Origin of the sequence: Cellulophaga lytica DSM 7489 (assembly GCF_000190595.1) — a bacterium.
Lineage (GTDB): Bacteria > Bacteroidota > Bacteroidia > Flavobacteriales > Flavobacteriaceae > Cellulophaga > Cellulophaga lytica.
Genome location: NC_015167.1, coordinates 1,949,199 through 1,964,051 on the forward strand (window position 1 = coordinate 1,949,199; position 14,853 = coordinate 1,964,051).

At 32.6% G+C, this 14,853-nt stretch carries 17 protein-coding genes; 5 read left to right on the plus strand and 12 right to left on the minus strand.

Annotated elements, in window-relative coordinates:
- From CELLY_RS16705 to CELLY_RS08760, 4 genes are all read right to left on the minus strand, one after another.
- Entirely contained in the window at positions 1-768 is a 768-nt protein-coding gene (locus tag CELLY_RS16705) for a GLPGLI family protein (protein ID WP_013621313.1), read from the minus strand.
- Entirely contained in the window at positions 758-1,468 is a 711-nt protein-coding gene (locus tag CELLY_RS16710; protein WP_013621314.1) for a GLPGLI family protein, read from the minus strand. The genes CELLY_RS16705 and CELLY_RS16710 overlap by 11 nt, the downstream gene beginning before the upstream one ends.
- On the minus strand, positions 1,452-2,159 hold the full coding sequence (locus CELLY_RS16715; protein ID WP_013621315.1) for a GLPGLI family protein: 708 nt from the start codon (positions 2,157-2,159) through the stop codon (positions 1,452-1,454). The genes CELLY_RS16710 and CELLY_RS16715 overlap by 17 nt, the downstream gene beginning before the upstream one ends.
- Positions 2,160-2,261: 102 nt before the next feature.
- Positions 2,262-2,987 (minus strand): GLPGLI family protein, encoded by a 726-nt coding sequence (locus tag CELLY_RS08760; RefSeq protein ID WP_013621316.1) that lies wholly within the window; start codon positions 2,985-2,987, stop codon positions 2,262-2,264.
- A 236-nt stretch (positions 2,988-3,223) separates the two neighbouring features.
- Between CELLY_RS08760 and CELLY_RS08765 the strand changes: the two genes are divergently transcribed.
- Positions 3,224-3,646: a tellurite resistance TerB family protein gene (locus CELLY_RS08765; RefSeq protein WP_013621317.1), complete on the plus strand. Its 423-nt coding sequence runs from the start codon at positions 3,224-3,226 to the stop codon at positions 3,644-3,646.
- Positions 3,647-3,714: 68 nt separating this feature from the next.
- Here CELLY_RS08765 and fbp read toward each other — a convergent pair whose 3' ends face one another.
- Positions 3,715-4,725 (minus strand): class 1 fructose-bisphosphatase, encoded by a 1,011-nt coding sequence (fbp, locus tag CELLY_RS08770; RefSeq protein WP_013621318.1) that lies wholly within the window; start codon positions 4,723-4,725, stop codon positions 3,715-3,717.
- A 112-nt stretch (positions 4,726-4,837) separates the two neighbouring features.
- Here fbp and CELLY_RS08775 point away from each other — a divergent pair, with 112 nt between their 5' ends.
- From CELLY_RS08775 to CELLY_RS08790, 4 genes are all read left to right on the plus strand, one after another.
- On the plus strand, positions 4,838-5,317 hold the full coding sequence (locus CELLY_RS08775; protein WP_013621319.1) for a GNAT family N-acetyltransferase: 480 nt from the start codon (positions 4,838-4,840) through the stop codon (positions 5,315-5,317).
- 37 nt (positions 5,318-5,354) lie between these two features.
- Entirely contained in the window at positions 5,355-6,605 is a 1,251-nt protein-coding gene (locus tag CELLY_RS08780; protein ID WP_013621320.1) for an aspartate kinase, read from the plus strand.
- A 79-nt stretch (positions 6,606-6,684) separates the two neighbouring features.
- Positions 6,685-8,496 carry a GNAT family N-acyltransferase gene (locus tag CELLY_RS08785; RefSeq protein ID WP_013621321.1) on the plus strand — a complete coding sequence of 604 codons (1,812 nt, stop codon included), beginning with the start codon at positions 6,685-6,687 and terminating at the stop codon, positions 8,494-8,496.
- A 12-nt stretch (positions 8,497-8,508) separates the two neighbouring features.
- Positions 8,509-9,513, plus strand: a complete 1,005-nt coding sequence (locus tag CELLY_RS08790) for a carboxypeptidase-like regulatory domain-containing protein (protein WP_013621322.1) — start codon at positions 8,509-8,511, stop codon at positions 9,511-9,513.
- A 54-nt stretch (positions 9,514-9,567) separates the two neighbouring features.
- Here the strand turns inward: CELLY_RS08790 and CELLY_RS08795 are convergent, their stop codons facing one another.
- From CELLY_RS08795 to CELLY_RS08825, 7 genes are read right to left on the minus strand one after another with little or no spacing between them, the layout of a single operon-like run.
- Positions 9,568-9,882: a TM2 domain-containing protein gene (locus tag CELLY_RS08795; RefSeq protein WP_013621323.1), complete on the minus strand. Its 315-nt coding sequence runs from the start codon at positions 9,880-9,882 to the stop codon at positions 9,568-9,570.
- Between the two features lie 60 nt (positions 9,883-9,942).
- Positions 9,943-10,329: a VOC family protein gene (locus tag CELLY_RS08800; RefSeq protein ID WP_013621324.1), complete on the minus strand. Its 387-nt coding sequence runs from the start codon at positions 10,327-10,329 to the stop codon at positions 9,943-9,945.
- A 7-nt stretch (positions 10,330-10,336) separates the two neighbouring features.
- The gene (locus CELLY_RS08805; RefSeq protein ID WP_013621325.1) at positions 10,337-10,792 is read right to left on the minus strand and encodes a DUF1801 domain-containing protein; all 456 of its coding nucleotides are present in this window, start codon (positions 10,790-10,792) and stop codon (positions 10,337-10,339) included.
- Positions 10,793-10,823: 31 nt separating this feature from the next.
- A complete protein-coding gene (locus tag CELLY_RS08810; RefSeq protein ID WP_013621326.1) occupies positions 10,824-11,762 on the minus strand; it encodes a 2-hydroxyacid dehydrogenase in 939 nt (312 codons plus the stop codon).
- A 2-nt stretch (positions 11,763-11,764) separates the two neighbouring features.
- Positions 11,765-12,130, minus strand: coding sequence for a cupin domain-containing protein (locus CELLY_RS08815; protein ID WP_013621327.1), 366 nt, complete (start codon positions 12,128-12,130; stop codon positions 11,765-11,767).
- A gap of 17 nt (positions 12,131-12,147) precedes the next feature.
- On the minus strand, positions 12,148-13,818 hold the full coding sequence (ggt, locus tag CELLY_RS08820) for a gamma-glutamyltransferase (protein WP_013621328.1): 1,671 nt from the start codon (positions 13,816-13,818) through the stop codon (positions 12,148-12,150).
- A gap of 39 nt (positions 13,819-13,857) precedes the next feature.
- Complete coding sequence (locus CELLY_RS08825; protein ID WP_013621329.1) at positions 13,858-14,853, minus strand: MBL fold metallo-hydrolase; 996 nt, start codon at positions 14,851-14,853, stop codon at positions 13,858-13,860.

Below are 14,853 nucleotides of genomic sequence, written 5' to 3' on the forward strand. Positions count from 1 at the left end.
TTACTTGAATACATCATCAAAATGTTCTTTTATATTTTTTTCAGCTTTAATTTGATTTGAGCTGTCCTCATCTTCAGTAATTAATTTACCAGATTTAGGTTTTCTAATTTGAAATGGTTTCACAAAAGTTACCTCAGTGGCAGTCAATTTCATTTTGCCATTATCAACTTCTAAAATTAAGCCAGGTAACCCATAATATGCACTAGGCCCAAAATAGGAAGCTAGTTGAGTTGTAAACCAGGCGTTTACTCTAAATTTATGAACTCCTTTACTATTATTTACAGTGTCAATTGTTGTTGCTTTATAGCATAGGTACTTTCCTATAAGTTTATTCTCTTTATGTATCTTCCATTTTTTAGGCTTTAATAGAACTCTAAAATTAGCGTCTAGCAAAGTTTTGTTGAGTATGGCTGTTGAGTCTTGTTTATTTATATAAAAGTCTCCATTTGTTCCCCCAATATTTATTGCGGCTTTTTTTAATATGTTATTTTTAGAATCATTATTTAAACTCTCCACAACTTTAAAAACAGAATTGTGGTTTGATATTTTTAAGCTGTATCTTATATCTTTAGCAGCATCTGATAACGGTGCATTAAACTCAGATAAGTTTATTTGATGAGCGTTGTTTTTTGCCGTATCAACTTTTAAACTAATATCTTTTTTATAAATAATCTCTAGAAATTTAGCGTTCTGGGCGTAGCTATTATTTGAAATAAAACCTAAACTAGCACTAATTATAAGAGCAATTTTTACAACACTATTTTTCATCAAAAAAACCTTTAAACCTGTTATTAAATTCCTCTTGTGTTAGTTTAAGTCCGTCTACTGGCTTTTCTATAATTTTATTTTTATTTGATAGCTGTATTTTAGATGCTTTAAAAAAGAATTTACCTTCATACAACTCCAATATTATACCAGGTAGACCATTATAATCTTTTGGGCCATATGGTAAAGGAATATCTAAAGTGTACCACGCCGTTACTTTGGTTTCTTTATTGTTTTTATTTAAAAGAGTTGCCTTGTGGCAATTGTACTTTCCTATTTTTTTAGAAGCATTTAAAAGCTTCCATTTTTTAGCGTTTTGTGTAATTAAAAATGTATCTCCCCCTATTGTTAGTTGTTTAAGTAAAGCGTTATCTTCTGTGTTGTAGTAGAATATACCTGTTCCGCCTGCACCAGTAGCAACTAAGTTTAGTTTTTGTTTGCTTTCATTATACAAGCTTTCATTTTTTTGATAGGTAGATGATTTGCTATTAAAATTTAAAGCGTAACTAACCTCTTTTGAGTTTTTTAATATTGCTCTTGTATTAGGGTTATTTGTTTTAGAAATGCTTTTAATTAATTCTGGAGCTAAATTAATTGTATAGGTAATGCTGCCAGATGTTGTTTTTTGCGCTACTACACTTGTTAAGGACAACACTAGAAACATAAGGTTTACAACCATACTATTTTTACCTTTTACGCTCATCTTTAAGATCTTGATAGAGTTTATCACCAGCCTTTTTATACTCGCTAACAGTCATGTTGTTTTTTTCTTTAGGCCACTTTATAACAATTTCTTTTTTAGGGTTTAGTTTTATCTCCTTGGCTTTGTAAGTTGTCATAGAAGTTTTTACCTCCAATATAAGGCCAGGTATTTTTCCTACAAAATTGTTGGGGCCATAAGCAAATGGTATTTCCGGTGTGTACCAAGCTATTAAACTTCTCTTGGAGCCAGTTTTCGCTAACGTTGCTTTATAGCATAAAAAATCTCCTATTTTTTTAGTCTCTTTAGTTAGTTTCCAATTTTCATTTTCTATTGGAGCGTCAATATGTATACCTGCATCTGTTTTTATTATTTGTTTTTTTTGTGGTAAGGATGTGTAATAAGTTCCATTGTTTCCAGAAATAATAATTGCTAACTCTTCTAAATCACCATCTTTTATGGCTAATCTGTTGTCAACATTAAACTTTGCATATGCTGCGTTAAACTGAAGTTTGTAGTTTACGTTTTCAGCAGCTTTACTTACCAACATCATTGTTTCTTTTACTCCTTCCTTGCCTTTGTAACTACTATCGTCTTGCTTATTTACCGTAATGCCATAGGTTATGGTACCGCTATGTATTTGAGCTAAAGAAATAAGAGGTAGTAGTAAAATTATATAGAGTAAATGTTTCATATATAGTCTGTTGTTTATTGATGATGACCTTGCTAATATAAAACTATATTTTTAGTTTAAAAATATTTTGTATTCTTTTTCTTTATTTTTTTGTTTACATTATTAATGTTTTTGCTTTGCTTTAGAGGCTAATGTTTTTACAATGTCTTCAAACTCTTCATTAGAATTTATATAAGTTCCTTCGGTAGGTTTTGTAAGTAGTTTATTTTTTTTACTCTGCAGTTGTACACTTGTACAGTATATTGTTTGTTTAGGGTTTAGTTTTAGTTCTAAAATAAGCCCTGGTAAGCCATTGTACTCGTCTGGGCCAAAATAGTAGGGTATATCTTTACTAAACCAGGCTTCTACAGTATAGTCTTTTGTTGTTTTTTTATTTGTTTTGGTAAGTGTGGCTTTATGGCAAGTATAACCAAGTATGGTTTTGGTTGTGTCTGTAATTTTCCAAGGTTGTGGCTGGTAAATATTTACTATATAATTTTTGTTATCAAAAGAGGTAGATTTTAATTTTTCGTTTGTAGCTATATTACTGTAATAGGTGCCCTTACTTAAAATGTCTATCATACCCTTAGTAAACTTGTCTAGGTTTGTGTATAGTTTTTCTTCTCTGTAAAAAACAGACTCTTTATTATTAAATGCCAAATTAAACGCTATAAGCTCTTGGGCTGTTTTTATAGACTCTGTTATTTGGTTGCCCATTGTAGAAGTTTTTTTTGTTGTGTCTACTACATCTATTTGCGGGTGTTTTAGTTTATAGGTGGCTTTTCCTTTTTGCGTTTGAGCGCTAATAATGCTTAAACTAAAAAAGATGAGTACTATAAAATGCTTCATTACTTACGGGTTTGTTTTGTTATAAATGTAAGTAAAATCTTATTTTAAAACAGGGTTGTTGCTTTTTACCGCGTTAGTGATAGTAGTGAATAACCCGCAGCTTTTTTGCGAGGATTAGTAACGTATAGCACGGCGTTAAAAACAGCTGTTTTAACGAACGCCCAAAATAATTTTAAAATTTTGAAGTTCTATTATTGCAAAAAATTATATTTGCAATCTAAATTAAATAATAAATTATGTCTTTTAAAGATTTATACGGTAATAGTCAACATAGAAAAAATGTTGCACACTTTGCATCTATTGCTTCTTTAGCAAGTGTAGATGGTGAGGTTAACGATGCAGAAAAAGTTGTTTTAGACCGTTTTGCACGTAAATTAGATATTACTGAAACTGAGTACAAAGAGGTAATGAAAAACCCAGGGGCTTACCCAATAGATCCGCCAACAAGTTTAGACAGACGTTTAGAGCGTATGTACGATTTGTTTAAAATTATTTTTGCAGATCATGATATTGATGATGATGAAAGAGTACTTATTAAAAAATATGCTATTGGTTTAGGATATTCTAATGAGTCTGCAGATAAAGTTATTACTAGATCTATTGTTATTTTTGGTGGTAAATTAGATTTTGAAGATTATGCTATGCTTGTTAGAAAATAAGCAAATAGTATTTTTAAAGTATAAAAAAAAACGAGGCTTTTGCCTCGTTTTTTATTTTTAATATGGTTTTATTTATTTGCTTTTGCAATAAATTCTTCTGCTTTTTCTACCATTTTAGTACTTCCACAAAAGAAAGGTACACGTTGGTGTAATTCTGTTGGTTTTAAAGCCATAATACGGCCTTTACCATCACTTGCTTTACCATTAGCTTGTTCTGCTAAAAATGCCATTGGGTTACACTCATACAACAAGCGTAGTTTGCCTTCATGAGCCTTGCTGCTTTTTGGATACATATAAATGCCACCTTTTATCATATTTCTATGAAAATCTGATACTAATGAGCCAATATACCTAGACGTGTATGGTCTGTCTCCTTCTTCTTGCTGGCAGTATTTTATATAATCTTTTACACCTTGCGGAAAGTGTATGTAATTCCCCTCGTTTACAGAGTATATTTTACCTGTTTCTGGAAATTGCATATTTGGGTGCGATAAGTAAAATGTACCAATTGCTGGGTTTAATGTAAAACCATTTACGCCGTCACCTGTTGTATATACTAACATTGTAGATGTACCATAAACAATGTAACCTGCTGCTACTTGGTTGTCTCCTGGTTGTAAAAAATCTTCAATTGTAACCGGTGTACCAACTGGTGTTACCCTGCGGTATATAGAAAAAATAGTACCTACAGATACGTTTACGTCTATGTTAGATGAGCCATCTAATGGGTCTATTAGTACAATATATTTGTTTTGGTGTTGCTCATCTTGACTATTAATGCTAATAAAATCATCTTCTTCTTCAGATGCTATACCACAAACAATTTCTCTGTTTTTTAACGTCTGTATAAACTTTTCATTTGCTAAAACATCTAGTTTTTGTTGGTCTTCACCTTGTATGTTGGTGTCGCCAGCGGCTCCTAAAATGTCTATTAATCCTGCTTTGTTTACCTCGTGGTTTACCACTTTTGCGGCTAAACGTATGGCGTTAATCAGTTTAGAAAGTTCTCCAGAAGAATATTGAAATGAGGATTGGTTTTCAATAATGAATTCTCCTAAAGTCTTGTTTTTTTTGTCCATTAATAGCTGTGTTTTATTTAAGTACAAATATCGATAATTTTGTGATACTACAACGTTTTCGTTATTTAAAGTCGCTTAAACGTGTTACTTTGCAGTTTATTAGAGAATAATTATGGAGTTTATTACAAGAGATGCAACTAAGGAAGATATGCCGCAAGTGCTTAATTTAATTAAGGAATTGGCGCTTTTTGAAAAAGAACCAGAAGCGGTAGAGGTTACTGTAGATGATTTAATTTTAGATGGTTTTGGTGATCATAAATTGTTTCACTGCTTTGTTGCAGAAGCAAATAATACAGTTGTTGGTTTGGCTTTGGTTTACAACAGATACTCTACCTGGAAAGGTCCTGTTTTGCATTTAGAGGATTTAATTGTTACCCTAAAAATGCGAGGTTCTGGTATAGGAACTTTGTTGTTAAATGAGGTTATAAAGTACGGCCATAGTCAGGGTGTTAAACGTATATGTTGGGAAGTTTTAGATTGGAACGAGCCTGCCATTAAGTTTTACCAAAGCAAAGGTGCAGACGTAAAAAGAGATTGGGACGTTGTGCATTTAGATGAAAAAGGAATTGAAAATTATATAGCAAACCTGTAGGTAATAGGTTAGCTAATACAAAATATAACATAATAGAATGAAGATTTTTAAGTTTGGTGGCGCTTCTGTAAAAGATGCTATGGGAGTAAAAAATGTTGTAAACGTATTGCAACAAGTAGGACATACAAATACTTTAGTTGTGGTTTCTGCAATGGGCAAGACTACAAATGCAATGGAAGATATTGTAAATGCATATTTTAAAGATAAAGCGGCTTTGCCAGCAGCAATACAAGAGGTTATAGATTTTCATACGGATATTTTAAATGATCTTTTTGATAATACACAACATGAAGTTTATGGTAAAGTAAAAGTATTGTTTGATGAGGTACAAGGCTTTTTAGCATGGAACAAATCACCAAAACGTAGCTTTGTTTATGACCAAGTTGTAGGGTACGGAGAGTTGCTTTCTACTACCATATTAAGTGCTTATTTAAACCAAGTTAACATACAAAGCAATTGGTTAGATGTTAGAGAGTTTATAAAAACTAGCGACAATTACAGAGATGCTATTGTAGATTGGGATAAAACACAAGAAAAAATTACTGCAGGTATAGATAAAAGCAAACTTAACATTACACAAGGTTTTTTAGGTAGTGATGATAATAACTTTACCACTACTTTAGGTAGAGAAGGGTCTGATTATTCTGCTGCTATTTTAGCGTATTGCTTAAATGCTACAGAGGTTACTATTTGGAAAGATGTGCCAGGTGTTTTAAATGCAGATCCAAGGTATTTTGAAGAAACACAGCTGTTAAACAAAATATCATACAGAGAAGCAATAGAACTTGCTTTTTACGGAGCTTCTGTAATTCACCCAAAAACATTACAGCCTTTACAGCGTAAAGAAATTCCGCTGCGTGTAAAATCTTTTTTAAATCCATTAGATGCAGGAACTACTGTTGGTAAAGGTGAAGGAATAGAGCCAAAAGTGCCTTGTTTTATTATTAAAAGAGATTTGGTTTTAATGAAACTTTCTTCTTTAGATTTTTCTTTTATTGTGGAAGATAGTATTAGTGAGTTATTTAAATTGTTGCATGACCATAAAATGAAGGTAGATTTAATACAAAATTCTGCTATTAGTTTTTCTGTTTGTGTAGATAATAAGTTTGATCAGTTACCAGATTTATTAAACAAGCTAAAAGGAAAGTTTAAGGTAAACCATCAAGAGGGAGTATCGTTATATACTATTCGTCATTTTAATGCAAAAGCAATAGATAGTATACAAAACGGTAAAGAAATATTGCTAGAGCAAAGAGCTAAAGAAACGGTGCAATTAGTGGTAAAGTAATATGTTGTTGGTATTAAAATAAGCAACATTGTTTTACATTAAAACTAATAAGTTATATTTGTTTATCACAATATAATGTATGGGATTAGTTACAGCAAAAGAAGTTGCGCAAGCCATTAAAGTAGATAAGTTTGGCTTTATTGGCACTTTTATAGGTTGGTTGCTAATGAAGGTGACTAAAATTTCTAGTATCAATACCTTTTATGACAATCATAAGCACCTAACAGAGACTGCTTTTTTAGATGCTATTTTAGAGCATTATCAAATTAAATTTGAGATTCCTGAGGAAGATTTTAGAAGACTTCCAAAAGACGGAGCATACATCACTATATCTAACCACCCGCTGGGTGGTATAGATGGTGTTTTGTTGTTAAAACTACTATTACAACACAGGGAAGACTTTAAAATAATGGCTAATTTTCTGTTAAACAGAATAGAGCCAATGTCGCCTTACATATTACCTGTAAATCCTTTTGAGAGTAGAAAGGAAGTAAAAAGTAGTTTAGCCGGATTTAAAAATGCGATGCTTCATATTAGAGGCGGACATCCATTAGGTATTTTTCCGGCAGGTGAGGTTTCTACCTACAGAGACGGAAAATTAATTGTAGATAAACCTTGGGAGGAAACAGCTTTAAAATTAATTAGAAAAGCAGAGGTGCCTGTTGTACCTATCTATTTTCACGCAAAAAATAGCAGGTTGTTTTACAGGTTGTCTAAAATTAGTGATGTTTTTAGAACCGCTAAATTACCTTCTGAAGTAACTACACAAAAAAACAGGGTTATTAAGGTTAGAATTGGTCAGCCTATATCTGTAAAAACTCAAAATGAGCAAAAGAGCTTGGTAGATTTTACAGATCTATTACGTAGAAAAACATATATGCTTTCTAATGCCTTTGAAAAAGAAAGGTTAATAGATAAAGTACCTACAACACTTAAAATACCTAAGGCACCTAAAAAAATAGCCACACCTATTAGTAGAGAACTTATAGAACAAGAGATAGAAGAGCTTCGTAAAAAAGACTGTAGGCTATTGCAAAGTAAATCTTATGAAGTGTTTTTGGCTACAGCAGATGATATGCCATTTATTTTACAGGAAATTGGTAGGCAAAGAGAAGTTACTTTTAGAGCAATAGGAGAGGGGACAAACAAGGCTATAGATTTAGATGAGTTTGACAATTATTACCATCATTTATTTCTTTGGGATGACAATGGTAAAGCTATAGTTGGTGCTTACCGTATGGGACTTGGTGGAGAAATATTTAAAAAATACGGTATAGATGGCTTTTATGTGCAAGATCTTTTTAGACTAGAACCAGAACTGTATGGTATGATGAAACAAACCATAGAAATGGGTAGGGCATACATTGTTAAAGAATACCAGCAAAAACCTATGCCTTTATTTTTATTATGGAAAGGAATTGTGCATACAACACTTAGGCACCCAGAGTACAAATACTTAATTGGTGGTGTAAGTATAAGTAATCAGTTTTCTAATTTCTCTAAATCTTTAATGATAGAGTTTATGAAGTCTAACTACTGGGATCCTTACGTGGCGCAATACATTAGACCTAAAAAGGAGTTTAAAGTAAAATTAAAAGATGCAGATAAAGAATTTATTTTTGATGAAACTGAAGCCGATTTAAATAAGTTTGATAGACTTATTGATGAGGTAGAACCAGGAAATTTAAGATTACCAGTTTTAATTAAAAAATACATTAAACAAAATGCAAAAGTGGTAGCTTTTAATGTAGATCCGCTTTTTAACAACTCTGTAGATGGTTTAATGTATATAAAAATTGCAGATATACCAGAGAGTACAGTAAAGCCTGTTATGGAAGAATTTCAGGCAGAATTAGAGCAGAAACTACACAATAACGAACAGGCAGAATAATATTAAATGCAAATGAAAACAACACTCTTTTTTTTATTTGCATTTGTTTTTTTAAAAGTCACCGCACAGCAAACAGTTACGGGTTATGTTTTAGATGCAAATACTAAAGAACCCCTAATTGGTACCTCTGTATTTTATGATGGTACCACAATTGGTGTAGTTACCAATACAAAAGGATATTTTAGTATTTCCACAGAAAAAAATAGCACAGCGCCACTTGTTATAAGTTACTTTGGTTATAAAAATAAAATTATAAGTGCAGTAGGTAAAAAAGATCTTGGCACTATTTATTTACAAGAAGAAGTAGAGCAATTAAATGAAGTTGTTTTAGAACCCGATACTTGGAGTAGGGAAAAGAAGTTACGCATCTTTAGAAATCAGTTTTTAGGAACTACTTTACCTGCGCAAAAATGTAAAATTTTAAATGAAGATGACATACGCTTGTATTACAGTAAAAAAGAAGATGTTCTTTACGCTTATGTAAATAAACCTATTATAGTAGTAAATAAGTTTTTAGGGTATAAGTTATCGTATTATTTGCAAGATTTTGAGGTTCGATATAAAACTAATGTTAATGGCTTTAGACTTACAGGGTCTGTATTTTACGCAGGTACAGCATTATTTACAGAGATAAACAAAAAGGTAAAACGTAAGTACGTTAAAAATAGAGAAATTACCTATTTGGGATCTACATTGCATTTTATGAGGGCTTTGTCTGCAAAGAGACTTACAGAAGAAAATTTTAGAATTTTTAAAGAAAGCTTAGAGGTAAACCCTTATGACTATTACAAAGTAGAAAAAATAGAAGATGGCAGCGCTAAAGTAGTTCAGTCTTTAGAACGATTAAATATACTGTATAATAGGTGGAGTAATTCTTTTGTTGTTGTAACTCAAAACCCTTTTTATATAGATGCTTACGGCAACCACTCTCCTGTAGATGTGGTGTTGTTTGGTGGTGATATGGGCTTGCTTAGAATAGCAAATACATTGCCCTTAAACTATGAGTCTGTAAAATAAAAAAGGCCATCTAAAAAATAGATAGCCTTATTGTATTGTAGTGTTTTTAATTCTTTAGAACCAAGGCTTTCTACCTACTTGGTAAGTGTTGTAAAAATCTTCATCAGATTTTAATAAGTATATAATACCCTCAATAAATCCTATAATTCCTGCTGCACCACAAGTTACCACACTTGCTATTATTTGAATAATACCTTCTTTTTGGTAGCCTAATATAAATTTATGAATTCCTAAATAACCGAATAGAATACCTAAAATACCTGCAAGCATTTTCTTATTTTCGTTATTAGCCATATTGTTTAGACCTTCTGAGAATTCATTAGCAGTTTCTTTTGCTTCTGTGTTAAAATCTTTGTTTTCTTCTGACATAATTTTTTGTGTGTTGGTTTAATTTAATTGTGGGTTAAATGTAGTAATTTTTTTTAATTATTACTTAAAAGCTTCGTCTATTGGCTCCCATAATTCTAACTTATTTCCGTCAGGGTCCAGTATCCATCCAAATTTACCGTAGCTATATTCTTCTATTTCACCAACAATAGTAACGCCTTCTGCTTTTAATACTTTTAATAATTCTACTAGATTTTCTACCCTAAAATTCATCATAAAAGAAGATTTGCTTGGTTCAAAATACGTAGTGTCATTTTTCATAGGGCTCCATTGTGTACTACAGTCTTTTCCTTCTTTATCTTTCCACCAAAAAGTGCAACCATAGCGGTCTGTATCCAGACCTAATCTTTCTTTGTACCATTGCTTTATTTTATCTGGGTCTTCTGTTTTAAAAAAGAAACCTCCTAAACCTGTAACTCTATTCTTCATATTGGTTTTATTTTTTAGTGTTTTTCTCGTATAAATCTATCCATTGTTGTACTGTCATTTTTGTAGCTAGTTCGCCAATTAACTCGTATGGGATATCATCTAACTTTTTAAACCTGATACAACTCTTGCCCATATCTAACTTGCGTTTGCAATGCTTAGGATATTCTGTAGTAAACCAATTTAACAAGTCTGGATCTGCATAAATACCAGAATGGTACAATGCTATAAAGTTTTTTTGCGATGCCACATTCATAAAGGGGAGCGGCAATTTAGGATCACAATGGTAGCCATCTGCATACAAAGTATGTGGTACAACATAGCCTAACATACCATAACTCATAGTTTCTGTAAAACCAGTAGGAATATTGTTTAAAATTGTTTCTCTAATTTTAGATACAGCTTCTTTGCGCTCTTCTGGTAACTCATTTATATATTGGTCTGGTGTTGTTGCTTTAGATTGCATAATCTGCTGTTCTTTTGGTTCACTTTTAAATTTACAAAAATTTAGCTTTAACCTTGTCTACAATTGTTTGCGCAAGTTTAATTTTGCTTTCTACCGTCCAGCCAGCTACGTGCGGACTAAGTAATACGTTATCAGATTTTATTAAATATTCAAAATCTTCTGGTAGCTCGTTATCTGTAAACATATGTTCAAAAGAAGCTTTCTCATACTCTAAAACATCTAGTCCTGCGCCTAATATTTTACCCTCTTTTAATGCAGTTACTAAATCTGCCGTTACAACACACTTGCCACGTGCAGTATTAAATAACCAAAACGGTTTTTTAAAACCATTTATAAAATTCGCTGTTATCATATTTTTTGTAAGCTGTGTTTGTGGTACATGCAAACTTAAAATATCTGCTTTTTGTTGCAATTCTTCTAAGTCTACTTGTGTTGCATTTTCGTTTCCAACACCATCTTTAATGTCATAGCAAATAACATCTACATCAAAACCACGTAATTTTTTTGCAAATGCATTGCCCATATTACCATAGCCTATTATACCCACAGTTTTGCCATCTAATTCAATTCCTCGGTTGCCTTCTCTGTCCCATTTTCCATTACGGACTTCTTTGTCTGCTTTGTTTAGTTTGTTAAACAAAGATAAAATCATCCCCAATGTATGTTCGCCAACAGCATTACGGTTACCTTCTGGTGCAGAGGCTAAAAAAATGCCTTTTTGGGTAGCGTAATCTGTATCAATATTTTCTAGACCAGCACCTAATCTCCCTATAAATTTTAAATTGGTTGCCTTGTCTAAAAATGTTTTGTCTAACGGAAATCTACTGCGTATAATTAAGCCCTCATAGTTATGAATTATAGCTTCTACTTCTTCTTTAGTTGCGGTATAATCTACATCGTTTGTAAAACCAAAACCTTTAAATTGTTCTATTATTAAAGGATGATTTTTATCTAAATGCAATACTTTCATTATTATATTTTTGGATATTCAGTTTGTGTTTTTTTGTCAATAACATTGCCTGTATGTGAGGTAGATAGTTTTTCAAACAACAATACCTCTACAACTTCATCGTTTTCTGTTCTAGGGCAATGTTCTACGCCTTTTGGTACCACAATTATTTCACCCTCTTTTACAATTTCTGTACGGTCTCTAAATTGCATATAAAGTGTGCCTTTTAATACCTGAAAAAGTTCATCTTCATTCTCGTGTGCGTGCCAAACAAAGTCGCCCTTTAATTTGGCTAAAAGTACCTGCATATTGTCTACAACAGCAATTTGGTGCGGATGCCACTGTTTGTTAAACTTGCTTTGTTTTTCTTGTAGGTTAATAGTTTTCAAAATAAAATGTATTAAAATTAATAACCAACAGCACCACCATCTGGACTAGATGAGTCTGATGCTCCTACATAGACTTTATTATCAGAATCAACTGTAATGCCCATTAAACGACCAAGTTGGCCACGTGGTTCCATAGTGTGTCCCATTGCTTCTAAAGCTTTTACGGTATCTGGTGATAGCAGGCCTCTTTCATATAAAATACGATCTGGCAACCATTGGTGGTGAATTTTCATAGTTTCAATAGCCATATGTATAGGCATATCAAACTCAATAACATTTAATACTGTCTGAAAAACTGTGTTTATAATAGTTCTTCCGCCTGGACTGCCAATTACCAATACAGCCTTACCATCTTTAGCTACAATTGTAGGCGTCATACTAGAAAGCATTCTTTTTTCTGGTTTAATAATGTTTGCAGCAGAGCCAATTAGGCCTTTGCTGTTTGTATAGCCTGGTTGCGGATTAAAATCGCCCATTTCATTATTAAAAATAAAACCAAGTTTAGGAGAACCTAATCTAGAGCCATAAGAGTGTTCTAAGGTATATGTTAAAGAGACAGCATTGCCATCTTTATCTAAAACAGATAAATGTGTGGTGTTGGTACCATCATAAATTTGTCCGTACTTGGTAGAGTCACTTACAGATGCTTTTTGCCAATCTATATTGTTGTACCTATTTTTAGCAAATTCTTTAGAGGTAAGTTTTTCTAAAGGCATATTTAAATTAAAATCAGGATCACCTAAATGTTCTGCTCTATCTGCAAAGGCTCTACGCATAGCTTCTGCAACCAAATGTACGTAAGGAGTTGAGTTAAAAGGTGCTTTGTTAAAATCTGCTAACTCCATAATATTCATCATTTCTAATAGTGCAACACCACCAGAACTTGGTGGTGGCATTACAAAAATATCATGACCTTTGTAAGTGCCTTTTAAAGGGGCTCTTTCTACAGCTTCATATTTTGCCAAATCCTTGAGTGTAATTAATCCATCGTTCTTTTTCATAAAACGAGCAATTTCTTTGGCAACTTTCCCTTTGTAAAAACCATCTTTACCGTTGTCTCTAATTTCTTTTAGCGTAGCGGCAAGTACTGGTTGCTTCCAAATTTCATCCATTTGTGTTATTTCACCTTTTTCATTGGTGAAATAGTTAGCCATAAATTCAGATTCTTTTTTATAGTGTAAAGCATGTTTGTATAATGTGTAAGATAGCGGTACACCATTTTCTGCCAAGTCTACAGCGGGCTGCACTAATGAAGCCCACGGCAATTTTCCATACTTTTTATGAGCCATATATAAACCTGCAACTGTGCCAGGTACACCTACAGATTGTAACCCGTTGTGGTTAGAACCAGCAATTAAGTTACCATCTTTATCTAAAAACATATTTGTTGTAGCTTTTAAAGGTGCTTTTTCTCTAAAATCTATAGTTGTGGCGTTGCCATCAGATTTCATAAAAACCAAAAAGCCACCACCGCCAATATTACCTGCTTGTGGGTGCGTAACTGCTAGTGCAAAAGCAGTTGCTATAGAGGCATCTATTGCATTACCGCCTTTTTTTAGTATTTCTGTGCCAACTTTAGATGCCGCACTATTGTCTGATACTACCATACCATTTTTAGCATAGGTTTGTGCGTTGGTAATTGTAGTGAAAAGTGCACAAGCTATAAGATAAAACAGTTTAATTTTCATAGGTGTAATTTTAGAGTAAATATAGTATTAATAGGTATTTTATAAATTGTAAACAGTATTAATCTGCGCAATGTTAAAGCCGTTTTTTATTACTTGTTTTGCCTTTGTGCTTTTTATGTTTAGAGCCGGATTTGTATGATTAAAATGTATAAAGTTAATTTTGCTTTTTTCTGTAGCTGGTAGCTCTTTAAATAATCCCATACTTTCTATAATAAACGGATGTGGAATTTCTGATATGTCTCTGTTGTTTATTTCTTCGGCATCAAAAAAAGTAGCATCTATAAAGGCATAATCTACCTTGGCAATCTCAGTAGTAATATCTTGGCCCCACTTATTCCATTTGTCTATGTCAGGAATAAATAATGCTCTTTTATTTGGCCCAATTATAGTATAACCTACGGTTTCCGAAAACTCATCTCTGTGTGGCACTGTAAACGGAACCACCTTTAAATTAGAGGTAAGTTCTAGTGTTTGCTTGTTTTCTGTTGCTTTAATAGCTATGTTTTTATTTGCAACAAGCTGACTCCAAGGACCGTTTTCCTCTAAAAAAGTTTTCATTTTTGGCATAGTATAAACAGGTGTGTTACTAGCATTCATAGCTTCTTTCCCAAGAAACATTAAACCTGCGTAATGACCAATATGTGCGTGTGTTAAAAAAATACCAGTAGGAATTTCTTGTGCATTAAAATTAGCACTGTTTTTTAAGGCCTTTACTTGTGTTGCAATATCTGGTGTGGCTTCAAACAAAAATGTGGCTTTGTTTTGGTTGTCTACAACACCCAATGAAACTACTTTTCTGTTTGGATCTGGGTTTGTAAATAAGTTTTTGCAACAGTCTTTTTTACAGCCTATTTGTGGTGACCCTGCATCTTGTACAGTACCTAAAATAATTAAAGCTGTATTGCTAATCTTTGTAGGTGAGCTACTTGCTGTATTATGGTCTGTGTTATCTGTTGCGGTAGCAGGTTTGTTTTTAGGTTTACACGCACTAAATAAAAGTAATAAGACACAAATATGTAAAAGGTTTTTTGTCAT